The following is a 23100-nucleotide window of genomic DNA, read 5'->3' as shown; positions in this document are numbered from 1 at the left end:
CAGATTCCCTGTAAATCAGGGGCCGTTGGGACGCGGGGTGCGCGGGGTCGACCGGAAGGGACGATGCCGCGCTGCCGTGCCCCGGCACCCGTCCGCCGGCCCATGCCGCCGCCTCGCCGGCCTCGGCCCCGACGGGGGACCGACGCTCGGCGAGGTGCCTGACCCGCCCGTGGCCCCGCCCCGGCGGCGGGAACGGTTGTCCGCGCCGCGGGGATCCGCTCTACTGCTGGGCGGACCCGGATTCCGTACCCAGGACCGGGCCGACGCGGGGGAGGGACCTGACGATGCACACGAACCACCGGCGCCGCTTCCGGCCGCTGGGGCGCCGGTCCTGGCTCGCCGCCTTCGTCTCGGGGCTGCTCCTGGTCGGCGTGTGCGCCGCCACCGGGATCGCCGGGGACCCCTTCGCCGCCGGTGGCGGCCGGCCCGCGCCCGCCGCCACCGCACCCGGCCACCCGTACCCCGGTGACGAGCGGGAACGCCCCGCCGGCGCCCTCCCGTTCGACATGCCGGATCCGGCGGCCCTGCGCGCCGCCGGGCCGGGCAGGCTGGTCTTCGCCCACTACTTCACCCCGTACCCGCTCTCCCTCGACAACGCCCGCCCCGAGGCCGACTACTACGCCCGCCACTACCTCACGGCGGACGGCGAGAGCGGCAAGCACGCGCCCTACGGCGGCCTGCTGCGCGACCGTCCGCTGCCGGTCGCGCCGAAGGGCGGCGACTGGGAAGGCGCCAACCTCCGGCAGGAGGTGCGCACCGCCCGCGCCGCCGGCATCGACGGCTTCACCCTCGACCTGCTCTCCCTCTCCGGCACGCACTGGGAGCGGGCGAACCTCCTGATGGAGGCGGCCCGTTCGGTCGACCCCGACTTCAGGATCATGCTGATGCCGGACATGACGTCCCTGAAGACCGACGACCCGACGGTCCTCGCCGACGCCGTCGCCGCCCTCGGCGCCCAGCCGGCCGCGCACCGCCTCGACGACGGCCGCCTGGTGCTCTCCCCCTTCAAGGCGGAGGCCAAGGACGTCGCCTGGTGGACCCGGACGCTGGACGTCCTGGAACGGCGGCACGGCATCCGCACCGCCTTCGTCCCCCTCTTCCTCGACCTCGCCTCCCACGCCGAGGTGTTCGCGCCCATCAGCCACGGCTTCTCGGAATGGGGCAGCCGCAGCCACACCGGACAGGAGGGTGCGACGGCCGACGTCCGGCGCGCCCACGCGCTGGGCAAGATCTGGATGCAGCCGGTCTCGGTCCAGGACGCCCGCCCCAACCAGGGCGTCTACGACGAGGCGGGCAACACCGCGACGCTGCGCGCGACATGGACCCGCGCCATCGAGGACGGCGCCGACTGGGTGCAGCTCACCACGTGGAACGACTACTCCGAAGGCAGCCACTTCGCCCCGTCGGCGCACAACGGGCACGCCTACCTCGACCTCAGCTCCTACTACCTGACCCGGTTCAAGACCGGCACGTGGCCGCGGATCGTCCGGGACACGCTGTACCTGACCTCGCGCACGCAGTTCGCCGCGGCCGCCCCGGCCGGCGGCCAGCAGCGGCTGATGTCCCTGCGCAGGGGCAGCGCGGCCGCCCGGGACACCGTGGAGGTGCTCAGCCTCCTCACCGCGCCCGCGACGGTCCGTACCACCGTCGGCACTGCCCGCTCCTCGTACGAGGCCCCGGCCGGCCTCCACTCCGCGCTGCTGCCGCTGCGCACGGGCACCGGCTCGGCGCGGGTGGTGCGCGGCGGCACCGGCACGGCGGCCGCCGAACTGCCGTACCCGGTGCGCAGACAGGCGCCGGTGCAGGACCTCCAGTACTACGCGGTGACCAGCGGCCGGGAGGTCCCTTCCTGCTGCTGACCCCGGGGCGGCGGGCCCGGCCGCCCGGAGTGCGGACACGGGGTACCGGATCGCGGGCGCGCGGGGGATGATCCCGTACGACACGCCACCCCGCCGCAACCGGAGGCCCCGTGACCGCGCCCGTGCAGCCCGCCGAGTTCCCCGGCGGCCCCGCCCTCTTCCGCCTCGACCCGGCCGTCTCCCACCTCAACCACGGGTCCTTCGGCGCCGTCCCCCTGCCGGTCCAGGAGGCCCAGGCGGCCCTGCTCGCCGAGGCGCACGCCGACCCCGACGCCTTCTTCATCGCCGCCCCGGACCGCATCGAGCGGGCCCGCGGCCGGGTGGCCGCCCTGCTGCACACCGACCCGGCGGGGCTGGCGTTCGTCGCCAACGCCACCGAGGGTGCCAACCTCGCCCTGGCCGCCCTCCCGCTCTCCGACGGCGACGAGATCCTCGTCACCGACCACGGCTACGGCACGGTCGTCGCGGCCGCCGCCCGCCGCGCGCCCCTGGTCACCGTGCGCCTCGACCCCGGCCTGCCCGACGAGGACGCGGTGCGCGAGGCCGTCCTCGCCGGCCTCACCCCCCGTACCAAGGCCGTGCTCCTCGACCACATCAGCTCGCCCACCGCCCGCGTGATCGCCTCGCCCCGGCTGCTCGCCGAGCTGCGCGAGCGTGGCGTGCTCACCGTCGTCGACGGCGCCCACGCCCCCGGCATGCTCGCCGACCCGCTCGCGGTGCAGGCGGACTTCTGGTTCGGCAACCTGCACAAATGGGGGTACGCCCCCTCGGGCACCGCCGTGCTCGCCGTCGCCGCTCCGTATCGCGACCGGATCCGGCCCCTGGTGCCCTCCTGGGAGGACCACCACGGCTTCCCGCGCTCGGTGGAGAACCGCGCCACCGCCGACTACACCGGCTGGCTCGCCGCCCCCGAGGGCCTGGAACTCCTCGCCCGCCTGGACGCCGCCAAGGTCCGCGCCCACAACAACGCCCTCGCCGCGTACGGCGCCGCCCTGCTCGCGCAGCTTCCCGGGCTCGCCCCGCTCCCGCACACCGAGGGCCTGGCCATGCGCGCGCTGCGGCTGCCGCCCGGGGTCGCGCAGACCCCCGAGGCCGCGCGCGACCTGCGGGAGGAGATCGCCGCGCGGCACCGCATCCGGGTACTGATCTGGCCGTGGCCGGGCGGCGGCGGGATCCGGGTGTGCGGCCAGATCTACAACCGGCCCGAGGAGTACGAACGCCTCGCCGCCGTCCTGCCGGACCACCTGCCGCCGGCGGCCTGAGGCCGGGCGGAAGCGCCCCCGGCCGAAACGACTGCGGCCGAAACGACTGCGGCCGAACCGACCCCGGTGTGCGAGCCCGCCGGGGTCAGTTCCGCCGGAGCAGGTACGTGTCCATGATCCAGCCCTTGCGGGCCCGGGCCGCGGTGCGCAGCTCCTCGATCCGGCCGGACACCTCCGCCAGCTCGCCCTGGACCAGGATCTCGTCGGGCGTACCGACGTAGGCGCCCCAGTAGATGTACAGGTCCTGGTCGAGGTGGCGGGTGAAGGCGTGCCGCGCGTCCAGCATCACCACGACGTCGTCCGCGTCGTCCGGCCAGCCCTCCGCCAGCCGCCGGCCGGTGGTGATCTGGACCGGGCGGCCCACCCGGTTGAGGGTGGTGCGGTGCCGGGCCAGCAGCGCCGAGATGCTGCTGATCCCCGGGATCACCTCGTGCTCGAAGGCCACCCGGCCGCGCGCGGCGACCTCGTCGAGGATCGCCAGCGTCGAGTCGTACAGCGACGGGTCGCCCCACACCAGGAACGCCCCGGTCTCGCCGTCGGCCAGGTCCTCCTCGATGAACCGCTCGAAGAGCGCCGCCCGCGCGCTGCGCCAGCCGTCCACGGTGGGCGCGTACTCGGCCGGCGTACGGTCGCGGTCGGGGTCGCGGCCCTCCACCAGCCGGTGGCCGGGGCGGGCGTGCGCCTCGAGCATGGCGCGCCGCAGCCCGGTCAGGTCCGCCTTCTCCTCACCCTTCTCCAGGATGAGGAACGCGTCCGCCGCGCCGATCGCCCGGACCGCCTGGAGGGTCAGGTGCTCCGGGTCGCCCGCGCCTATACCGATCACTGAGAACTTCTTCACCGCGCCATTCTGCACGGCCGCTATCCTGCCGGTCATGCGTGTCGCCCTGTTCGTCACCTGCGTCAACGACGCGCTGTACCCCGCCACCGGCGTCGCCGTCGTCCGGCTGCTGGAACGCCTGGGCGTCACCGTCGGCTTCCCGGCCGCGCAGAGCTGCTGCGGGCAGCCGCAGTACAACACCGGCTACCGGCGCGAGGCGGAGCCACTGCTGCGGCGCACCGCCGAGGCCTTCGAGGGGTACGCGTACGTGGTCACGCCCTCCGCCTCGTGCGCGGCGATGATCCGCGAGCACTACCCGCGTATCGGGCGGAAGGCCGCCGAGGAGGGGCGCGGGCCGGAGCTGGCCGGGCTCGCGGAGGAGCTCGTACCGAAGATGTACGAGCTGACCGAGTTCCTGGTGGACGTGCTGGGCGTGACCGACGTCGGCGCGTATTTCCCGCATACGGTCACGTATCACCCGTCCTGTCACGGTCTGCGCGCCCTCGGCCTCGGCGAGCGCCCCCGCCGCCTCCTCGCCGCCGTCAAGGGCCTGCGGCTGCGCGAACTGCCCGGAGCCGAGGAGTGCTGCGGGTTCGGCGGCACCTTCGCCGTCAAGAACCCCGACGTCTCCGCCGCGATGGGCGCCGACAAGATCCGCAACGCGTGTGCGACGGGCGCCCGGGTGCTGTGCGGCGCCGACAACTCCTGCCTCGCCCACCTCGGCGGCATCGCGCGCCGCGAGGGCGCCCCGCTGCGCGCCCTGCACCTCGCCGAGATCCTGGCCGCGACGGAGGAGGACCCGCTGCGATGAGCCGGACCGACCTGGGCATGCCGCCCTTCCCGCCCTCTCCTCCTCTCCAGCCCTCCCCGCCGTTGCCGCCGTTCCCGGCGTTCCCGGCGTTCCCGCCGTTCCCCGAGGCGGCCCGGGAGGCCGTACGGGACACCACCCTGCGCGCCAACCTGCGCCACGCCACCCACACCATCCGCGACAAACGGGCCCGCGCCGTCGCCGAACTCGCCGACTGGGACCGGCTGCGCGCGGCCGGCCGGGCCATCAAGGACCAGACGCTGCGCCACCTCGACCGCTACCTCCTCCAGCTGGAGGAAGCCGTCACCGCGGCCGGCGGCACCGTCCACTGGGCGGCCGACGCCGCCGAGGCCAACCGCATCGTGACCGGCCTCGTCCTGGCCACCGGCGAACGCGAGGTCGTGAAGGTCAAGTCCATGGCCACCCAGGAGATCGGCCTCAACGAGGCCCTGGAGGCGGCGGGCATCGCCGCGTACGAGACCGACCTCGCCGAACTCATCGTCCAGCTCGGCCACGACCGGCCCTCCCACATCCTGGTCCCCGCCATCCACCGCAACCGGGCCGAGATCGGCGCCCTCTTCCGCGCCGAGATGGGCGCGTGGGGGCGGCCCGCGCCCGAAGGGCTGGGCGACACCCCCGCCGAACTGGCCGAAGCGGCCCGGCTGCACCTGCGCGAGAAGTTCCTGCGCGCCAAGGTCGCCGTCTCCGGCGCCAACTTCATGGTGGCCGAGACCGGCACGATGGTCGTCCTGGAGTCGGAGGGCAACGGCAGGATGTGCCTGACCCTGCCCGAGACCCTCATCTCGGTCGTGGGCATCGAGAAGACCATCCCCACCTGGCGCGACCTGGAGGTGTTCCTCCAGACGCTGCCCCGCTCCTCGACCGCCGAGCGGATGAACCCGTACACCACCATGTGGACCGGGCCGGGGCCGTCGAGCGGGGCCGACGGCGACGGGCCGTCCGCCTTCCAGCTCGTCCTCCTCGACAACGGCCGCACCGACACCCTCGCCGACGCCACCGGCCGCCAGGCGCTGCGCTGCATCCGCTGCTCGGCCTGTCTCAACGTCTGCCCCGTGTACGAGCGGGCGGGCGGCCACGCGTACGGATCGGTCTACCCGGGCCCGATCGGCGCGGTCCTCACCCCCCAACTGCGCGGCACCGCGAGTCCGGTCGACGCCTCGCTGCCGTACGCCTCCACGCTGTGCGGCGCCTGCTACGAGGTCTGCCCCGTGGCCATCGACATCCCCGAGATCCTGGTCGCCTTGCGCGAACGCGTCGCCCAGGGCGGACCGGTGACCCGCGAGGGCATCCGCGTGACGATCCGCCCGGGGCGGGGCCACGCGGCCGAACGCGCCGCGATGCGCGCGGCGCGCCGGCTGCTGGACCACCCCGGCGCCCTGCGCGCGGGCGAACGCCTGCTGGCCCGTGCCCGGCGGCTGGGCGTCCGGCCCCGGCGGCTGCCGGGGCCCGGGCGGGCCTGGACGGACACCCGCGACCTGCCCGAGCCGCCCGCGGAGCCGTTCCGCGACTGGTGGGCCCGGGAGCGCGGCGCCGTCGGCGACGTACGGGGCGGCGACGTACGGGGCGGCGGCGACGTACGGGGTGGAGGGGGAGCGCGATGAGCAGCAGGGAGCGCATCCTCGCCCGGATCCGCCGGGCCGTGCCCGACCCGGGTCCGGACCTCGACATCCCCCGCGACTACCTCATGGTGCACGCCGCGCGCACCCCGCAGGAGCGGGTGGAGCTGCTGGCCGCGAACCTCACCGAGTACCGGGCGCACGTGCACCGCGCGACCCGTGGCACCTGCCGCGAGGTGGTGGCCGGCCTGCTCGCCGGGGCGCGGACGGTCCAGCTGCCCCCGGCCCTGGGCTTCGACCTGAAGCCCGGCCCGCACGACGGCCCGCCCCCCGAGCACTCCCCGCCCCCCGACCCATCCCCGACCACGGACCACTCCCCGGCCCCCGACCACACCCGCTTCCCGGTCCTCGTCCACGACCGGGCCGACCAGACCCTCGCCGAACTGGACCGGGTCGACACCGTCGTCACCGGGTGCGCCCTGGCCGTCGCCGAGACCGGCACCCTCGTCCTGGACGGCGGTCCCGACCAGGGGCGGCGGCGCATCACGCTCGTCCCCGACCACCACATCTGCCTCGTCCGCGTACCCGACCAGGTCGTGGACTCCGTACCGCAGGCGCTGGCGCTGCTCGACCCGGCGCGCCCGCTGACCTGGATCTCCGGCCCGTCCGCGACCAGCGACATCGAACTCGACCGGGTGGAGGGCGTCCACGGACCGCGCCGACTGGACGTCGTCCTGGTGACCCCGTAGCAGGACCGACCGGGACCGCCCGCACAATGAGGGCATGTCATCCCACATCGCCCTCACGGCGCTGGTCGTCACCGACTACGACGAGGCCATCGACTTCTACACGCGCGCCCTCGGCTTCGAGCTGGCCGAGGACACCGCCCGCCCCGACGGCTCCCGCTGGGTGGTCGTGCGCCCGCCCGGCGCCACGGAATCCGCCCTCCTCCTGGCCCGCGCCAAGGACGACGCCCAGCGCGCCCGGGTCGGCGACCAGACCGGCGGCCGGGTCGGCTTCTTCCTCCACACCGACGACTTCGCCCGCGACCACGCCCGGATGACCGCCGAAGGGGTCCGCTTCCTGGAGGAGCCGCGCCACGAGGCGTACGGCTCGGTCGCCGTGTTCGAGGACCTCTACGGCAACCGCTGGGACCTACTCCAGCCCGCCGCCGCGTAGCCGCGGCGCCTCCCGGGCGGCGTCGACCGCCTCGCCCCGCTCGACGCGGTGGGCCAGTTCCCCGGCCCACCGCACGAGGGCGGGCACATCCATCCCGTGGGTCCCGCCCGCCGCTTCGACGGACCGGGCGCCGCGCCGCAGCAGCCGCGCGCCCCCGACGGCGTTGCCGCGCGCGGCGTGCGTGAGCCCCACGGCCAGCTGCGCGAGCCCGCGCCACAGCGCCGCCTCGTCCGCCGGCCGGGACTTCCAGGCGTCCTCGAACACCTCGTGCGCGTGGAAGGGCATCCCGGCGTCCAGCAGCCGCTGCGCCTGCGCCACCGTCTCCTCGGGCGTGCGCACCACCCCCTCGGGCTGCCGCTCGACCCCGGGCGCCCCGTAGGGCAGCGGCCGCCCCAGCCCGTCCCGCGGCCGGGCACTGCGCGCCCGCCCCTCGCTGTCCCGGTCCCTGCCCTCACCCGTACTCACCCCCTCATCCTGCACCCCGCCCCGGCCGATGCGTGCGCACCCCTCGGCGTGCGGTAATGTTCTTTCTGCACCGCCGCCGGGGGGAAACCCCAGGTGAGGGGCATCGGGACGTGGCGCAGCTTGGTAGCGCACTTGACTGGGGGTCAAGGGGTCGCAGGTTCAAATCCTGTCGTCCCGACCATGCGGAAACGCAGGTCGGAGGCCGTTCTCTCATCCATGGGAGGACGGCCTTTCGTGCGTCCGGGGCCTTGGCGCGGTGCGCGCCGATCAGGTGGCGCTCGGTCGGGCATCAGCGGCGGGCGTCGATCTTCAGGTCGCCCCGGGTCTGCGTACGGGCGAAGGCGCCGGCGAGATGGGTGTGCGGGTAGCCGAGGTCGATCGCGCCGGACTCGTCGAGGCGGGCCAGGCGGGAGGCCGTGAAGTCGACCTCCGAGGCGCCCGGATTGTCCGTCAGTTGGGCTGGGGTGCGGGCGCCGGTGATCGGTGCCGTCACGTCCGGGTTCTGCAAGGTCCACGCCAGAGCGACCTGGACGGGGTGCGGCCCAGCTCCGTGGCAACCTCCTTCACCATGTCGGCGACGACGAGGCTGCTTTCGGTGACCCAGCCCAAGGTGTGGTTGAGGCGCTTGCGGGAACTCTCCTCGGATCCGCCGTCGGTGAATACGGGACGACTCCAAGGCCCATCTCCCGCGCCATGGGGATCAGATCGCGGTCCCCGGCACGCTGGATCAGACTGTATTCGATCTGCAGCGCGACCGGCGGCGACCAGCCGCGCAGGTCGCCATCCCATACGTGCAGGTAGAGAAGATCGATGCAGTCCGTGTTCAGCCGTCGCAGACTTGATTCCACCGACGCGAACAGGTTCTTGCGGTGCGGGCCCCCGGCGTTCGGATCGCCGGGACGGCGATGTGTCGCGTATTCCGTCGCGAGGACCAGGCTTTCGCGGTTGTCACGGGTGAACTCGCCGAGGAGGCTTTCGGAGCTGCCGTCGGTGTAGGTGTCGGCGGTGTCGATGAAGTCGCCGCCGTGCTCGACATAGAGGTCGAACAGCTTGCGCCGACCAGCCCGCCACCACCGCGGCGCCGCCACTGACCGGCCTGGTCGCCGACCTGTCGCCGCTCCCGGCCATGTTCCTGAACCACCGCTACGACATCCTGGCCTGGAACGTCGAAAGGGCCGGGCTGCTCATGGATTTCAGCACTCTGCCGCCGGAGCGGCGCAATGCGATGGGGCTGTGCCTGATGCATCCGGAGGTGCGCGAGTTCTATGTCGACCGCGAACGCGTCGTGCGGGAGGGGATCGCCCACCTGCGCGCCGCTGGGGCCGCGCATCCGGCGGACGCCCGGCCGTGACGGTCTCAGCGCGACGCGGGAACTCCTCTCCCGGCCGGTGCCGCCCCGGGTGCTCATGCTGACCACCTTCGACTCCGACGACCTGGTGCTCGGCGCGCTGCGCGCCGGAGCCCTCGGGTTCGTCCTGAAGGACACCCCGCCGGCGCGGATCCTCGACGCGGTGCGCACCGTCGCGGGCGGGAACCCCGTACTGGCCCCGGCGGCCACGGCACGAGTGATCGCCGCAGCCACCGGGCCGCGGTCCGCCACGGCTCGCCGCTCGTCCCGCGGAGCCGCTCGGAAACAGCTGTCCGCGCTGACCGAACGGGAACTCCACACCGCCCGGGCCATCGCGGACGGGCTGGGCAACCCGGAGATCGCCGAGCGGCTGCAGATCAGCATCGCGACCGTCAAGGCACACACAGGCAACCTGTTCGCGGGGCCGGCGGTCGAGAACCGCGTGCAGATCGCGCTCCTGGTCCGCGACGCAGAGGAATGACCGGCTACCCGCCACCCGGTCCGGATCTCGGAGCGTCAGTCGGCGCTGCCGGGCGCCGGCCACTGGGAGACGGCAGGCCGTTCCCGGTCGAGGCGGGACAGCTCGGTGGCCGTCAGGTCGAGGTCCGCGGCCCGGGCCGAGTCGGTGATGGAGGCTGGGCGGCTGGCTCCCGGTACCGGGATCACGGCCGGGGAGCGGGCCAGGAGCCAGGCCAGGGCGACCTGCTGCGCACTCACGCCGCGACCGGCCGCGACGCGGTGGAACGCGGTGCCCGTGGAGGCCGGGCCGGAGGGGCCGTCGAGGGAGCTGCGGGAGATACCGCCGAGGGGGCTCCAGGGAAGGAAGGCCAGGCCCAGTTCGGTGCACAGGCGCAGTTGGGGCTCGCTGTCGCGGACGGCGGGCGAGTACCGGTTCTGCACGGAGGCCAGAGCGTCACCGAGGATGGCGTGCGCCTCGCGGATCTGGTCGGTGGTGACGTTGGAGATTCCGGCGGCGCGGATGGTGCCGGCGTCGAGGAGGTCGCGCAGGGCGCCGACGGATTCCGACCAGGGGACGGCGGGGTCCGGTTTGTGGAGCTGGTAGAGACCGATCGCGTCGACGCCCAGCCGCCGGGCGGAGGCTTCGGCGGCGCGTTTGACGTGCTCCGGGGTGCCGTTGACGGTCCAGCTGCCGTCACCGGGGCGGCCGCGGCCGCCCTTGGTGGCGATCAGGACGTGGGAGGCGTCGCCGCCGTAGCGGGCCAGGGCGCGGGCGACGAGCCGCTCGTTGTGGCCGGCCTCGTCGGCGTGCCAGTGGTAGGAGTCGGCCGTGTCGATGAGGGTGACGCCGGAGTCGAGGGCGGCGTGGATGGTGGCGATGGCCTGGTCGCTGTCCGGGCGGTGCTCGATGGACAGGGGCATGGCGCCCAGTCCGATGGCGCTGACGGCGGTGCCTGCGAGGGCGCGGTGGCGCATGGGGCGGGAACTCCTCAGACGGTGGGGGCGGTGGGGGCGGTGGCTGCGGTGAGGGTCTCGGCGACGGCGCCGGGCAACCAGTCCACGGTGCGGGAGAAGGCGTAACCCAGCCCCTTGGCGCGGGTGTTGCTCATGGCGTACTGGCGGTCGAAGGAGAACGGCGACGCCGGGGTGCCGGTGGCGACCACCCGGTAGACGGGGTCGCGACCGATCTCGGCGGCGACGGCCGCGGCGAGGCCGCGTACGTCGAGCAGGCCGTCGGAGCAGGCGTTGACCGGGCCGGTGAAGTCGCCGGCGGTGGCCGCCCACAGCAGCAGGTCGGCCAGTTCGGCGTGGTGGATGAACACCGTGGGCAGCGGCCGTTCGTGCACCGTGATCGCTTCGCCTGCGCGTATGCGCTCGGTGTAGTGGGCCAGCCGTCCGGTGAACTCCCGTACGCCGCCGCCCAGTACGTGGGCGCTGCGCACGGCGGCGAATGCGAAGCCGCCGGCGCGGGCCAGGACCGCCTCCGCCTGACGCTTGCCCTCGGCGTAGTGGGCTTCGCGGTACGCCGCGTCGTGCCAGGGCAGGTCCATGGCCACCGGCCAGGTGGCAGGGTCCACGTTCTCCTCCGGCACCGGCGTCCCCGCCGGTACGGACGGCAGGACGGCGGTCGCGGGGTCGTAGACCTCGATCGTGGAGGTCATGACGTAGCGGCGGGTGCGGCCGGCGAAGGCCCGGGCGGCGATCGCGGCCTGCACGGGCGTGTAGCAGACCTGGTCGACGACCACGTCGAAGGTGCGGGACCCGAGGGCCGCGAGGAGCGCCGCCTCGTCGTCGCGGTCGACGACGAGGTGGTCGACGCCGGCGGGCGGCCCGTCGGAGCCGCGGTTGATCACGGTGACCCGGTGGCCCGCCGTCTGCAGGCGCTCGACCAGGACTCTTCCGAAGTACCGGCTTCCGCCGATGACGCAGATCCTTTGCATGCCCTCACTCTGGACACCTATCGTGATCAGCAGAAGTGGTGGCTTACTGGAGACGTTTTAAGGAAAACTGTTGATCGATGTGCAGCGGCTCCGTGTGCTGCGGGCGGTGGCGGAGCACGGCAGTTTCAGCGGGGCGGCCGCGGCGCTCCACCTCACGCCCTCCGCCGTCTCCCAGCACGTGGCGGTCCTCGAACGCGGCCTCGGCGCCCAGGTCGTGGCCCGCAGCACGCGCGGGGTCACCCTGACCGAGGCCGGCCGGATCATGGTCGGCGCCGCCGAGTCCGTCGCGGCCGAGCTCGAACACGCCAAGCAGCAGGTGGAGCAGCTCGGTTCGGGCCGTACGCAACTCACCGTCGCGACCTTCGGCACCGGTGGCCGGCACCTGCTGCCCGGTGCCCTCACCCGCTTCACGGCAGCCCATCCCGGCACCGTGCTCCACGTCCGGGAGGGCGAGCCCGAGACCACCCTGCCCCTGGTCCGCCAGGGCGCCGTCGACCTCGCCCTCGCCTACCACTTCGACGGCCCGCTGCCCCTCGGGCCGGGGCGGAACACCGGCCTGCAGTGGACCGCCCTGCTGGAGGACCCGCTGCACGCCGTCCTGCCGGAGGGCCACCGGCTCGCCGACCGCACGGCGCTGGACATCGCGGAACTGGCAGCCGAGCCCTGGGTGCTCGGCTGCCTCAAGACCGAGGCGTACCTGCGCCGCTACGCCGAGCGGGCCGGCTTCACACCGGACGTACGCGGCAGCACCACCGACTACTTCTTCGCCCGCGCGCTCGTCGCCGCGGGCCTGGGGGTCTCCCTCATCCCTGCCATCGCGCTCACCCCGGGCGTATCCGGCGTGAGCGCCGTGCCCCTCCAGGCGCCGGCCCCCGCCCGGTACATCGGCGTGGCCACGATCGCCCGCCACACCGCCCGGCCGCCCATAGCGGCGTTGCTCCAGGCCCTACGCGAACAGGCGGACCTCCATACCCCACCCCGAGGGTGAGCCCACCATCGACCGCGCGGGCCGGCGGCGGGCCACCGCAGCCGGCCCCCACGGTGGATCGCCTGCGCGAACGCCTCCCCCCACGGTACTTTGACGCACCATCACATCACGTAGGGTCGGCTGCTGTGACCAACGGCATCGACGACATACTGACCCCGCTCGGCCCCCTCGACCCGCGTGAGACAGCCGGCTACCGGCTGCTGGCCCGGCTCGGCGAGGGCGGCATGGGCACCGTGTACCTGTCGCACACGCGAGGCGGACAGCCCGTGGCGTTCAAGATGATCCGCCGCGAGTACGGCGAGGACCCGGAGTTCCGGCGCCGCTTCGAGCTGGAGGTGCGGGCCGCCCGCCGCGTCCAGGGGTACCACCTGGTACCGGTCGTCGACCACGACACCACCGGGGCCCTGCCCTGGATCGCCTCGGCCTTCGTCCCCGGTGTCTCCCTCGCCGACGCGCTCACCTCGTACGGTCCGCTGCCGCTGCCGGCGGTCTTCCAGCTGGTCGGCTGCACGGCCCGGGCGCTGGGTTCCATCCACGCCGCGGAGGTCGTCCACCGCGACCTGAAGCCCGCCAACATCCTGCTCGGCTCATCCGGCCCGTACGTCATCGACTTCGGCATCGCGCGGGCGGCAGACGTCACGCAGCTGACCCGCACCGGCGGAGTCATCGGCACCCCGCAGTACATGTCGCCCGAACAGGCGCTGGGCGAGACCGTCACCCCCGCCACCGACGTGTTCTCCCTCGGCCTGATCGCGGCGGTCGCGGCGACCGGGCACCATCCGTACGGCGAGGCCGGTGCGACCGCCCTGGCCGTACGGATCGCCAACACCGAACGGACGCCACCGGACCTGACCGGCTACCCGGCACCGTTGCGGACGCTGCTGGAACGATGCCTCATCGCCGATCCGGCGGCGCGCATCGCGACGGACGACCTCGCCGTGCTCTGCGAGCAGGCGGCGGGACGGCCGCTTCGCGCGTTCGGGAGTTGGTTGCCCGCACCGATCACGGAGCGGATCACACGCAGGGAGGAGGCTGCCACACACCCTCCGCAGCCCGCGCCCACGCCGACCCCCACACAACCGGACTCCGGGGCGCACGCTTCCCAGCAGCCCACCGTTTCGGCCCCGCCGCGCCCCAGCACCCCGCCTCCCGGCCCGGCCCACACGCCGTCGCCGACGGCAGTGCCCGCTCCCCGGCCCGCCCCGCCGAGCCGCCGGGCGATGCTCGCCGGCGCCGGTGCGGTCGCCGTGACCCTGGCCATCGTCATGATCTGGGTGCTCACGCGCCCGGACGGCGGCACAGGCAGAGCCGACACCTCCGGGTCGGATCGCAAGGGCAGCGCGGGCACCGGCACCTCCGCCCCCGTGGTCCCACCGTCCCCCACGCCGCCGCAGCCCGCGTACACGCTCCTCTTCGCGGACAAGCCCTTCACGCTGCGCGCACCGGCCGACGACACCGGGACGCACGTGGACCTGGACGCGCCGAAGATCTCCCCCGACGGCAAGATCGGCCAGAACCACGGCATGGAGATGACCTATCAGGACTGGGGTGACGCGGACCTGCGCTTCCTCACCCCCATGGGCAGGAGCACGGCCGGCACCCCGGAGGCATGCAGGACCGCTGTGGACACCGACACACTGCCTGCCAGGATCCCGGAGAAGGAACTGAACCTGGGCAGAACCCTGGCCAAGGACACAGTGCTGTGCACCGTCACCAGCGAGAACAACCTGGCGATGCTGCGCATCACCGACATCCTCCCTCCCGCCAAGGGAACCCCGTCCTCGGACATGCCCGGCTACGTCACCGCGCTGACCCTCTGGAAGATCGCCGAATAGGGCCGACCCGCCTGGACTTGCCCACATTCCTTCCCGATGGGGTGGCGAGTGGGACTACGACTGCCTCACGACCGGTGGACGGGGCGTCAGGGTCATCGCGCGTGCGGGACGTCGGTGGGTTTGACGGCTCGGATGGTTGTTGCGTGCAGGCCGTCGGTGATCGGGTGGGTCGGGGTGATCTCGATGTCGGTGAAGCCGGCCGCCTCGAGCCCGTGGCGGTATTCCGTGAAGGAGAGGGCGCCGGCGATGCAGGCGGCATGGTCCCCGCGCTCCGCCCGCAGGCCGGGCGTGAGGGTGTCGTCGGCGACGACGTCGGAGAAGCCGATCCGTCCGCCGGGCCGCAGGACCCGGTAGGCCTCGGCGAAGACCGCGGGCTTGTCGGTGGACAGGTTGATCACGCAGTTCGAGATCACGACGTCGATGGTGTTCGCGGGCAGCGGGACGGCCTCGATGACGCCCTTGAGGAACTCGACGCCGGCGGCCCCGGCCCGGGCGGCGTTGGCGAGGGCCAGGGCGAGCATCTCCTCGGTCATGTCCAGGCCGTACACCTTTCCGGTGGGGCCGACGCGGCGGGCCGAGAGCAGGACGTCGATGCCCCCGCCGGAGCCCAGGTCCAGGACGCGTTCGCCCTCGTTCAGGCCGGTGACGGCGGTGGGGTTGCCGCAGCCCAGGGAGGCCGCGACGGCTTCGGCGGGCAGCGCCTCGCGGTCGTCGGCGGCGTAGCAGGCGGATCCGATCCCGGCCGTCCGGGGCTCGCAGCACGTGGTGCCGCCCTCGGTGATTTTCACGGCTGCTGCGGCGTAGCGGCGTCGGACGGATTCGCGCAGATCGGTGGACGGTTCGCTCATGGCCATGGCTCCCAGGGGCGAGGCCCCGTTCCGGTGGGGGCGGGACCTGGTTGCATTGATGGTCCTCGATGCAAGTTTGCGCCTTGGATCGAAGGACGTCAACATAGAGGCACGTCGAAACAAGAGCTCGTGGTCCTCGGAAAGGACGCCGACGACTGCTGTGGCCGGCTCGCGGCCGCGCCGCTGGACGAGGACCGGGCCGCCGACCTGGCGAAGGTGTTCAAGGCCCTGGGCGACCCGGTCCGGCTGGGACTGCTGTCGATGATCGCCTCCCGGGACGGTGGCGAGGTCTGCGTGTGCGAGCCGACCCGTCGTGATCACCATGGGCTGCGGCGACGCCTGCCCGTACTTCCCCGGCGAGCGCCACCTCGACTGGACCCTCGACGACCCCACGGGCCGGGGCGCCGCCGCCGTCCGCCCGATTCGCGACCGGATCCTGGACAGGGTGCGCGGCCTGCTCGGCGAACTCGGGATTCCGGCAGCGGGGTGACCGCCGCGGTACGGCGCGGCGCGACGGAGGGGACGCGGAAGGCGGGGCGGCCCCGGACGGGGGGCCGCCCCGCCGACGGGGAGGGGACTACTGGCCGGGCTTGCTGCCGTGGTTGGCGCCCTTCTTGCGACGGGCCCTCTTCTTGCGCGCGCGCTTCGACATGGTGGTGCGGTGTCCCTTCAGGCGGTGTGGCCGACGAGGAGGTCGGCGAGCTTGGTGAGGCGCTTGACGGTGCGGTCCTCGGTGGCGGCGGCGGCCGGGGAGACACGCTCGGAGCGGTCGTAGTAGGCGCCGTTGACGATCTCGACCGCCGGGTCGCAGAGCCGTACCACGTGCGCCGCGCCCTCGGCCGCCGGCGCGCCCTCGTGCCCGTACAGCGGGAGCAGGCCGGTCTCGCAGACGCCGGGGTCGACGGAGACGGCCGTCACGCGCGGGTCGGCGGCGAACACGGTCAGCGCCAGCTGCGACTGCGCGTACGCGGCGAGGCGGGCGTACCGCCGGGTGCGGTGCGGGTCGTTCCACTGGATCGCCGCGGTGCGGTGCAGCGAGGACGAGACGTTGACGACCCGGCCCCCGGGCTCGCTCGTCAGGGCCGGCTCCAGCATCGTCGTGAGGAGGTAGTGGGCCAGGAAGTTGACCTGGAAGGCGATCTCGTTGCCGTCGGCGGTGAGGGTGTGGCGCTCGGGGGCCGCCATGGCGGCGTTGTTGACGAGCGCGTGCAGGTACGGGTGGTCGCGGACGACGGCGTGGGCGAGGTTCTCGACCTCCTCCAGACGGGAGAAGTCGGCGGCGAACGGGCGCAGCAGCGCGCCGTCGACACCGGCCGCGGCGATCAGCCGGTCCACGGCCGCCCGGGCCTCCTCGGGCGTACGGCCGTGGAGGAGGACGGTGGCGCCGCTGTCGACGAGCATGCGGGCGGCCTCGAAGCCGATGCCGGAGGTGGCTCCGGTGACGAGGACGGTACGGCCGGACAGGGTGGCGGGCAGGGTGGGAGACATATGGGATTCCTGGATGCGGGCATGACGCGTACGCTCCGCACCCTGGCACCCCGGCAATGGCGCAGGGGTGGGTGCGGGCTCGCGTCACGCGGTGACGTGGTGAGACGGGGAACAGGCACGTGCGCGGCCGCCGTGACGGCTTCGGTGAGCCGGGGCGGGCGGCGGGACGGACCGGACGACGCGCGGCAGGGGTCAGACGGCCGGGCGGGCAGCGGTCGCTGCCGGCGGCACCTGATGCGGTGGCCGGTCGTCGTGGCGCAGACCGCTGTTCATGGACCCATCCCAGCGCATCGGAACCCGCCGGGGCAAGGTGTCCCGCCCCGCTTTGACGGGCTTCTGACGCGCCGCGGTCGTCGCGGCGCGCGTCTTGACGTGCCGTTGTCGCGGCCTTGACGCTCTTGCCCACGGGTGTCAAGGGTGCGCCAATTCCACGGGCAGCAGAGGGAATTGACGGGGTGGACCGATAGGTTCGGTCCGTCCCGCCACCGCGGACCGTACCCATCCGCATACCGGCGGCCGAGGGGCCCCATGCCGGCAGGTCCGCAGGTCCGCAGCGAGGACAAGCTCGCCCTGATCCAGCGGGAGCAGGCCGGCGGCAAGCTGGTCGCGATGACCGGCGACGGCACGAACGACGCGCCCGCGCTGGCCCAGGCCGACGTGGGCGTGGCGATGAACACGGGCACCTCGGCCGCCAAGGAGGCCGGGAACATGGTGGACCTGGACTCCAGTCCCACCACATTGCTCGACATCGTCGCGGTCGGCAAACAGCGACCTGCTGGTCCCGACGATCCCCGGCCCCGGGTGACATCCCGGGTCGTCAGGAAACCGACAGGAATCCCGCCGCACCCTCGCCCCGGCGGTGGTCCGGCGGGATGCTCGGACGCATGACGTCCTCCTGGGGTCCCGACCGCGGTGTCCGGCGAGCCGTCCTCGCCCTCGGGGCCGGGGGCACGGCCGTGATCGCCGCGGGCGCCGCGACCGAGGCCCTGTGGCTGCTGGGCATCGGGGTGTGGGCGGCGATCCTGGCGATGGCCGTCGAAGTGATCTACCGACCGTGATGCCCCGCCAGATGGCGTTGCAGTTCACGGTGGCGGAACTGGTACGCCGTACCGGCCTGGCGCAGCACCCCCGGCGGTGGGCATCGGCCAGGAACGCCTGAAGGTGCCAGGGCGCGTGCCCCCTGAGCGCGAGCAGCGCGGTGGCCGCGGCATAGGGCGCCCAGGACGAGGAGGCCAGCCCGGCGATGAGCCCTGCGAGCACACCGAACGTGAGGGCCGAGGACACCACGAGGGGGAGGGGGAACAGATAGCCCTCAACCGTGTTCACGATGACCCCGACCACGAGTCCGGTGGCGAGGGCTGTGGCAAGTCCCGTCCGCAGTGCGGTGGCACGGAGGATCCGGCGGTGCAGCGTCAGGAGCGCCGCGGGGCCGGTGGCTTGGTCCGGTGCCACCGGGCGGGCGGCCAGAGCGCGCGCGGCCAGAAGGGGCACGATGAGGATCGCGATGACGGCGAAGTCGCCGAGCAAGGAGGAGGGATCATCGGAGGTCAGGGCCGTCACGCCGCTGGTCGCTGCCGCACCACCCGCCACTGCCAGGAGAACGGTTCCCGTGTCCCCCGACCTGAGTTGCTGCCAGGACCAGCGGAATCCGACTGCGGGCAGGTCCTCCTCCTCGCGCCGTCCGGTGGTGATCCAGCCGGCGACCGCGGCGAGCACCGCCGCCAGCACACTCCACACCGTGGCCTTGGGCAGCGCGAGGAGGTCGGACACCGCCACCGCATAGCGGAGAGCGGCCGACGCGACGCGTCCCACCTCCTGCGGGCCGGGTTTCGCGAGCGCGGTGACGAAGAAGTCCAGCGCGAATGCGGTTCCGTTCAACAAGAGGGACCCGACGAACACGATGCCCCCTGAGACGAGGCCGGCTGCCGCCCCCACCAGGCACCGGACCAGGGCTTGCGGAAAGCGCCTCCGCAGCTGCCACCAACGCAGTTGGTCGTCGTTCGGTGTCCGTTCGAGGTGATCGGCCAGGAGACTCAGCGTCCGTTCCGCGCGCTGGCGCGGCCAGCGGCACGGCCGTTCCGGATCGTCGCGGTACGCGGCAGGCAGGAACGACCGGAAAAGGAACGCCATGAGGTCTTCCCGGCCGGCGTGGCCGAGCATGCTCCTCGGGTGGGGTACGGCGCCGATCGGCTCACCGACGCGGGGGTTGAAGACCGTCTTCGCCAGGAACACTCCCAGCGGCGTCGCCAGTCCCTGCGCGACGGGCGAGCCCGTCGGCGCCGAGCCGACCTCGTCCCACCGCGCGTGGGCGGCGCCGGCGTCGCGCCGCAGGTACTCCATGGCGATCCGCCGGCTCAGGGGAATCAGCCGTATCCCGCCCGCCGCCAGCAGCGGCTCCGTCACCCCTCCGCTGCTCCTGAGCGCCTCCCGGTATTCCTCCGTCCGGCTCGTCACGACCAGCGGCCATTGGGACGGCGGGACGGCGTTGATGGCAGCCAGTGCCCGGTGCCGCTGCGCACGCGGCAGCTCATCGAGTCCGTCCAGCAGGGGCCAGAGCAGATTCCCGGCGATCAACCTCTGTGCGGCTCGCGTCGCTCGGGCTCTCATCTCCCGGCGGCCGGACGCCGTCGCGGTGGCCGAGGCGGCGAGCAGGGCGGATCCGTGGTCCCGCACCAGCTGCTCCGTCATCCACGCCCGGAACGTCTGGCGACCCACGTCCCACGACGCGAGCGGGAAGACGACCGGCACGGGTCCGTCGTCCGTGCGTTCGCCCAGCAGATCCCACTGGAGCCGTGTCAACAGCACGCTCTTGCCGGCCCCGGGTTCCCCGAGGACCACCAGGCGGCGGGTGGGCACGCGCCGGAGGAAGACGTCGCCGATCTCGCCGTCCGCGCCGCACAGGCCGGTGGCCGCCGCCGGCCACTGTGCGGGCCCTCCGGGCGGTCCGCCCGGCCACCCTGTGGCGGTGGACACCAACCGGCCCCATTCCTCCACCAGGTCACCCTCGGCGTTCTCCCAGGCGACGGGCAGGAGGTAGGGGCGCTCGAGCTCGCGTACCTCCCACTCTCCGCGCAACTGCCCGGCCACACTGGCGGCCAGATCGTGCGCGATCCGGGAAGAGTCGGGGAGCGAGGGGAACTCACCGCTCTGCTGTCGGTACTGGAGGATCGTCAGCACGAGCGCGACGACGGTGAACAACGCGGCCACGACGCTGGCCACCTTGTCGTTCGCTTCCAGCGTGTGCGTGGCGAAGTAGGAGCCGAGTGCCGCCACGGCTCCGACGCCGAGGATGATGACCGTCCGCTTGAATCGCCGCCCACCCATGCGGACATCATGGACCGGCCATGGCAGTCGCCGCCGCCCCTTCGCCGAGGCCGGCTCCGCTACTCTCGGTCGTACTGACGTTCACTTCGTGTTCCGGGCCGGCGCGGCCGGAGCGGTTCCGGGAGACGCCACCGTATGCATGCGCAGTCATCGGCCGTCCGGGTCGGCGCTCTCGTTCCGCTGACCCCGCCCGGCTGGGACGAGGCCGGCCGGCACCTGCTCGCCGGACTCGAACGGGCCGTGGCCGACGTCAATGACGCCGGCGGGATCGGGGGGAGGCCGCTGGAGCTGCTGGTCCGGGACACCGCGGCCGATCCGGAGCGGGCCGCCGCGGCCGTGGCGGAGTGGGCCGCGCTGGACGTGGCCGCCGTGGTGGGGGAGTACCACAGCGTCGTCGCGCGGGCCGCGGCCGCCCGGGCGGACGCCCTCGGGATGCCCTTCCTGTGCTCGTCGGCGGTGCTCGACGCGCTCACCGACCGGCCGGCGCCCGGGGTCGCGCGGCTGGCCCCGGCCCAGTCCCACGGCTGGCGGATCTACGCGGACTTCCTCCTCGGGGCCGGCCACCGCCGTATCGCGGTGGCGGCCGAGCCGAGTGTCTACTGGGCCGCCGGGACCCGCATCCTGCGGGATCACCTCGCGCCGCGCGGCGCCGAGGTCGACGAGCTCGACCTGCGGGCGCTCGGGCCCGCCGGGGTGTGCGACGCACTCGCCGACGGGCGCGCGAGCGCCCTGCTGATCCTGGCCGGCCACCCGGACCCGGCCGTGCCGCTCGTCAGGGCCGTCCGCGGCGACCGGCGGCTGGCCGGGATCACGATGGGCGCGCCGGCCGGGCAGCCGGAGTTCGCCGCATGGGCGCGCTCGCTGGGCCGGGACGGCGCCGGGATCCCGTTCCTGCGCTACCTGCCCGAGCGCCTCGGCCCGCTCGGCACGCGCGTGGCGGCCGCCCTGCGCGAGCGGCTGGGCGCGGCGCCCTCCTTCGTCGCCTTCGAGGGCTACGACACGATCGCCGTCCTGGCCGAGTGCTTGCGTTCCCACGGGGTGGAACGCTCGCGTACCGCCGCCGCCTGGCCGCACGTCGCGGTCGAGGGCACCCGCGGGCCGATCCGGTTCTCCCGTATGCCGGGCACGAGCGTGTGGCAGTGGGCCCGGCCGCCGGTCCAGGTCGTCGACCGGGACCCGGCGGACCCTGAGCGCTTCCGGGTCCTGCACACCGGCTGAGCCCGGCGGCCGCAGGTCAGTCGAGGACCGCGGTGGCCTCGATCTCGACGAGGTGCTCGGGGACGTCCAGGGCCGCCACGCCCAGCAGGGTGGCCGGCGGCGTCGCCGTGACGCCCAGCTTCGTGGCCGCCCGGGTGATGCCGTCCATCAGCTGGGGCATCATGTCGGGGGTCCAGCCGGCGACGTACACCGTCAGCTTCGCCACGTCGTCGAAGGTGGCCCCGGCCCCGGCCAGGGCGGTGCCGACGTTGAGGTAGCACTGCTCGACCTGGGCGGCGAGGTCGCCTTCGCCGACCGTGACCCCGTCGGCGTCCCAGGCGACCTGACCGGCCAGGAAGACCAGCTTCGACCCGGTCGCGATCGACACCTGCTGGTAGGCGCCGATCTCCGGCAGCCCGCCGGGGTTGACGAGGGTGATGGCCATGAGCCCGTCTCCTTGCTTCGTTCCCCGGGCACGGGTGCCCGCGGACACGGACCGTGCGGTCCGCGCTCTCTTGTGGTTACTCAAGAACCGTAGGAGAGTGGCGTCCGACGTGGAAGAACGCACTTTTGAGTGACTGGGGAACCTGATGGTGACCACGAAGTACGACGGCTCGGTCGACGAGGCCGATCTCCGGCGCGCCGACTCCCTCGGGCGCGAGGTCTTCTCCGACGTCGCCAACAAGTGGGCGCTCCTCATCATCGAGGCCCTCGGTGAGCGGACCCTGCGCTTCAGTGAGCTGCGGGACGAGGTCGACGGCATCAGCCACAAGATGCTCACCCAGAACCTGCGGATGCTGGAGCGCTACGGGCTGCTGGAGCGGACCGTGTACCCCACCGTGCCGCCCCGGGTCGAGTACCGGCTCACGGAGCCGGGGCAGGCCCTGCGCGCCACGATCGAAGGTCTGTGCGATTGGACCCACCGCTACATCGGGCACATCGAGGACTCGCGCCGCCGCTTCGACTCCTGACCGGCAGGCCGCACCCGAAAAAATGTCGGGTTACGACCCATCCATCCCGCTTTCTGTGCCGAATCCCTTGTGCCACATCGTGCACAGCTCTCACGCAGGTGAGGGCGAGGAGGTGGGATCCATGTCCGCTCCCAACCGAGCCAGGCGCCTGGCGGTCGCCATGACGGCGGCCGGCGCGCTCGCCGGCGGCGCGGTACTCGGCGGGGCCGCCCCGGCCGCCGCCGCTCCCGCTCCCCGGACGGCCGTCGCGGAGTCCGCCACCCAGGACCACGGCAAGAAGTGCGTCTGGAAGAAGGGCCACCTGGAGAAGCGGTGGGTCAAGGGCCACTGGGAGAAGAGGTGGGTCCGGGACGGGTACAAGGACCGGGACCACAAGGACCGGGACTACAAGGACCGCGGTTACAAGGACCGCGACTACAAGGACCGCGACTACAAGGACCGGGACTACAAGGACCGGGACTACAAGGACCGTGGCAACGGTGACCGCGGCTACGGCGGCGACCGGAACTACGGCGGTGACCGGAACCGGAACGGGAACGACGACGGGGACCGGGGCCGGAACCACGACAGCGGATGGGGCGGGTCCTCCCGCAGCGGCCACGGACACTGGAAGTGGATCTACGTCCCCGGACACTGGGACAAGATCTGGGTGAAGGGCCACTGGGACTGCTCCTACAAGCACCGCTGATCAGGCGGGCGGCGGCGGCCCCGCGGTCGCGGGGCCCCACCGCCCTC

22 protein-coding genes, 1 tRNA gene and 5 pseudogenes are annotated in these 23100 nt (G+C 73.5%); 17 read left to right on the top strand and 11 right to left on the bottom strand.

Annotation, left to right across the window (positions count from 1 at the left end; translation table 11 throughout):
* Positions 1–284: 284 nt before the first annotated feature.
* On the top strand, positions 285–1859 hold the full coding sequence (locus ACIPXB_RS23635) for a glycoside hydrolase family 71 protein (protein WP_401452986.1): 1575 nt from the start codon (positions 285–287) through the stop codon (positions 1857–1859).
* 110 nt (positions 1860–1969) lie between these two features.
* A complete protein-coding gene (locus tag ACIPXB_RS23630; protein WP_401452984.1) occupies positions 1970–3121 on the top strand; it encodes an aminotransferase class V-fold PLP-dependent enzyme in 1152 nt (383 codons plus the stop codon).
* Between the two features lie 85 nt (positions 3122–3206).
* On the opposite strand, the gene cobF is transcribed toward ACIPXB_RS23630, so the two are convergent.
* The gene (cobF, locus tag ACIPXB_RS23625) at positions 3207–3995 is read right to left on the bottom strand and encodes a precorrin-6A synthase (deacetylating) (RefSeq protein ID WP_401452982.1); all 789 of its coding nucleotides are present in this window, start codon (positions 3993–3995) and stop codon (positions 3207–3209) included.
* Here cobF and ACIPXB_RS23620 point away from each other — a divergent pair.
* From ACIPXB_RS23620 to ACIPXB_RS23605, 4 genes are read left to right on the top strand one after another with little or no spacing between them, the layout of a single operon-like run.
* Positions 3994–4749: a (Fe-S)-binding protein gene (locus tag ACIPXB_RS23620; protein WP_401452980.1), complete on the top strand. Its 756-nt coding sequence runs from the start codon at positions 3994–3996 to the stop codon at positions 4747–4749. The two genes, cobF and ACIPXB_RS23620, sit on opposite strands and share 2 nt — an antisense overlap.
* A complete protein-coding gene (locus ACIPXB_RS23615; protein WP_401452978.1) occupies positions 4746–6368 on the top strand; it encodes a lactate utilization protein B in 1623 nt (540 codons plus the stop codon). Before ACIPXB_RS23620 ends, ACIPXB_RS23615 begins: the two co-directional genes overlap by 4 nt.
* Complete coding sequence (locus ACIPXB_RS23610) at positions 6365–7072, top strand: lactate utilization protein C (RefSeq protein WP_401452977.1); 708 nt, start codon at positions 6365–6367, stop codon at positions 7070–7072. The genes ACIPXB_RS23615 and ACIPXB_RS23610 overlap by 4 nt, the downstream gene beginning before the upstream one ends.
* Positions 7073–7106: 34 nt before the next feature.
* Positions 7107–7502 carry a VOC family protein gene (locus ACIPXB_RS23605; RefSeq protein ID WP_401452975.1) on the top strand — a complete coding sequence of 132 codons (396 nt, stop codon included), beginning with the start codon at positions 7107–7109 and terminating at the stop codon, positions 7500–7502.
* On the opposite strand, the gene ACIPXB_RS23600 is transcribed toward ACIPXB_RS23605, so the two are convergent.
* Complete coding sequence (locus tag ACIPXB_RS23600) at positions 7479–7967, bottom strand: DUF309 domain-containing protein (RefSeq protein ID WP_401452973.1); 489 nt, start codon at positions 7965–7967, stop codon at positions 7479–7481. The genes ACIPXB_RS23605 and ACIPXB_RS23600 overlap by 24 nt on opposite strands.
* Positions 7968–8071: 104 nt before the next feature.
* Here ACIPXB_RS23600 and ACIPXB_RS23595 point away from each other — a divergent pair.
* Positions 8072–8148 (top strand) — tRNA-Pro (locus tag ACIPXB_RS23595).
* A gap of 108 nt (positions 8149–8256) precedes the next feature.
* Here ACIPXB_RS23595 and ACIPXB_RS23590 read toward each other — a convergent pair.
* Together ACIPXB_RS23590 and ACIPXB_RS23585 are read right to left on the bottom strand one after the other, a co-directional pair.
* The gene (locus ACIPXB_RS23590) at positions 8257–8460 is read right to left on the bottom strand and encodes a hypothetical protein (protein ID WP_401452971.1); all 204 of its coding nucleotides are present in this window, start codon (positions 8458–8460) and stop codon (positions 8257–8259) included.
* Positions 8461–8530: 70 nt separating this feature from the next.
* The gene (locus ACIPXB_RS23585; protein ID WP_401452969.1) at positions 8531–9055 is read right to left on the bottom strand and encodes an aldo/keto reductase; all 525 of its coding nucleotides are present in this window, start codon (positions 9053–9055) and stop codon (positions 8531–8533) included.
* A gap of 38 nt (positions 9056–9093) precedes the next feature.
* Between ACIPXB_RS23585 and ACIPXB_RS23580 the strand changes: the two genes are divergently transcribed.
* Both ACIPXB_RS23580 and ACIPXB_RS23575 read left to right on the top strand, forming a co-directional pair.
* Positions 9094–9318, top strand: a complete 225-nt coding sequence (locus ACIPXB_RS23580; protein WP_401452967.1) for a hypothetical protein — start codon at positions 9094–9096, stop codon at positions 9316–9318.
* Positions 9302–9796: pseudogene (locus ACIPXB_RS23575) on the top strand (LuxR C-terminal-related transcriptional regulator); the annotation flags it as partial. The gene ACIPXB_RS23580 and the pseudogene ACIPXB_RS23575, both read left to right, overlap by 17 nt.
* Positions 9797–9831: 35 nt before the next feature.
* On the opposite strand, the gene ACIPXB_RS23570 reads toward ACIPXB_RS23575, so the two are convergent.
* Positions 9832–10749, bottom strand: coding sequence for an aldo/keto reductase (locus ACIPXB_RS23570; RefSeq protein WP_401452965.1), 918 nt, complete (start codon positions 10747–10749; stop codon positions 9832–9834).
* Positions 10750–10763: 14 nt separating this feature from the next.
* Positions 10764–11714, bottom strand: coding sequence for an NAD-dependent epimerase/dehydratase family protein (locus ACIPXB_RS23565; RefSeq protein WP_401452963.1), 951 nt, complete (start codon positions 11712–11714; stop codon positions 10764–10766).
* A gap of 70 nt (positions 11715–11784) precedes the next feature.
* On the opposite strand from ACIPXB_RS23565, the gene ACIPXB_RS23560 reads away from it, so the two are divergent.
* Positions 11785–12702, top strand: a complete 918-nt coding sequence (locus ACIPXB_RS23560; RefSeq protein WP_401452961.1) for a LysR family transcriptional regulator — start codon at positions 11785–11787, stop codon at positions 12700–12702.
* Positions 12703–12827: 125 nt separating this feature from the next.
* Positions 12828–14537 carry a serine/threonine-protein kinase gene (locus tag ACIPXB_RS23555; RefSeq protein ID WP_401452959.1) on the top strand — a complete coding sequence of 570 codons (1710 nt, stop codon included), beginning with the start codon at positions 12828–12830 and terminating at the stop codon, positions 14535–14537.
* 92 nt (positions 14538–14629) lie between these two features.
* On the opposite strand, the gene arsM is transcribed toward ACIPXB_RS23555, so the two are convergent.
* The gene (gene arsM / locus ACIPXB_RS23550; protein ID WP_401452957.1) at positions 14630–15385 is read right to left on the bottom strand and encodes an arsenite methyltransferase; all 756 of its coding nucleotides are present in this window, start codon (positions 15383–15385) and stop codon (positions 14630–14632) included.
* A gap of 87 nt (positions 15386–15472) precedes the next feature.
* On the opposite strand from arsM, the pseudogene ACIPXB_RS23545 reads away from it, so the two are divergent.
* Positions 15473–15694 (top strand): annotated as a pseudogene (locus tag ACIPXB_RS23545) (ArsR/SmtB family transcription factor); the annotation flags it as partial.
* A pseudogene (locus ACIPXB_RS23540) lies at positions 15693–15875 on the top strand (phosphotyrosine protein phosphatase); the annotation flags it as partial. The pseudogenes ACIPXB_RS23545 and ACIPXB_RS23540, both read left to right, overlap by 2 nt.
* A gap of 87 nt (positions 15876–15962) precedes the next feature.
* Here ACIPXB_RS23540 and ACIPXB_RS23535 read toward each other — a convergent pair.
* Complete coding sequence (locus tag ACIPXB_RS23535) at positions 15963–16037, bottom strand: 50S ribosomal protein bL37 (RefSeq protein WP_401453083.1); 75 nt, start codon at positions 16035–16037, stop codon at positions 15963–15965.
* 17 nt (positions 16038–16054) lie between these two features.
* Positions 16055–16873: an SDR family NAD(P)-dependent oxidoreductase gene (locus ACIPXB_RS23530; protein WP_401452955.1), complete on the bottom strand. Its 819-nt coding sequence runs from the start codon at positions 16871–16873 to the stop codon at positions 16055–16057.
* Positions 16874–17428: 555 nt separating this feature from the next.
* On the opposite strand from ACIPXB_RS23530, the pseudogene ACIPXB_RS23525 reads away from it, so the two are divergent.
* A pseudogene (locus ACIPXB_RS23525) lies at positions 17429–17641 on the top strand (HAD hydrolase family protein); the annotation flags it as partial.
* A gap of 1662 nt (positions 17642–19303) precedes the next feature.
* On the opposite strand, the pseudogene ACIPXB_RS23520 reads toward ACIPXB_RS23525, so the two are convergent.
* Positions 19304–20197 (bottom strand): annotated as a pseudogene (locus ACIPXB_RS23520) (NACHT domain-containing protein); the annotation flags it as partial.
* 135 nt (positions 20198–20332) lie between these two features.
* On the opposite strand from ACIPXB_RS23520, the gene ACIPXB_RS23515 reads away from it, so the two are divergent.
* The gene (locus tag ACIPXB_RS23515; RefSeq protein WP_401452953.1) at positions 20333–21415 is read left to right on the top strand and encodes an ABC transporter substrate-binding protein; all 1083 of its coding nucleotides are present in this window, start codon (positions 20333–20335) and stop codon (positions 21413–21415) included.
* 16 nt (positions 21416–21431) lie between these two features.
* Here the strand turns inward: ACIPXB_RS23515 and ACIPXB_RS23510 are convergent, their stop codons facing one another.
* The gene (locus tag ACIPXB_RS23510) at positions 21432–21839 is read right to left on the bottom strand and encodes a RidA family protein (RefSeq protein ID WP_401452951.1); all 408 of its coding nucleotides are present in this window, start codon (positions 21837–21839) and stop codon (positions 21432–21434) included.
* A gap of 145 nt (positions 21840–21984) precedes the next feature.
* Between ACIPXB_RS23510 and ACIPXB_RS23505 the strand changes: the two genes are divergently transcribed.
* Both ACIPXB_RS23505 and ACIPXB_RS23500 read left to right on the top strand, forming a co-directional pair.
* A complete protein-coding gene (locus ACIPXB_RS23505; RefSeq protein ID WP_401452949.1) occupies positions 21985–22365 on the top strand; it encodes a winged helix-turn-helix transcriptional regulator in 381 nt (126 codons plus the stop codon).
* Between the two features lie 121 nt (positions 22366–22486).
* Positions 22487–23053 (top strand): hypothetical protein, encoded by a 567-nt coding sequence (locus ACIPXB_RS23500; RefSeq protein WP_401452947.1) that lies wholly within the window; start codon positions 22487–22489, stop codon positions 23051–23053.
* The last annotated feature ends 47 nt before the right edge of the window (positions 23054–23100 follow it).

Origin of the sequence: Streptomyces sp. NPDC090022, assembly GCF_044748145.1 — a bacterium.
In the GTDB taxonomy this organism is placed as follows: domain Bacteria; phylum Actinomycetota; class Actinomycetes; order Streptomycetales; family Streptomycetaceae; genus Streptomyces.
This window is presented reverse-complemented; position numbering and strand designations above follow the sequence as displayed.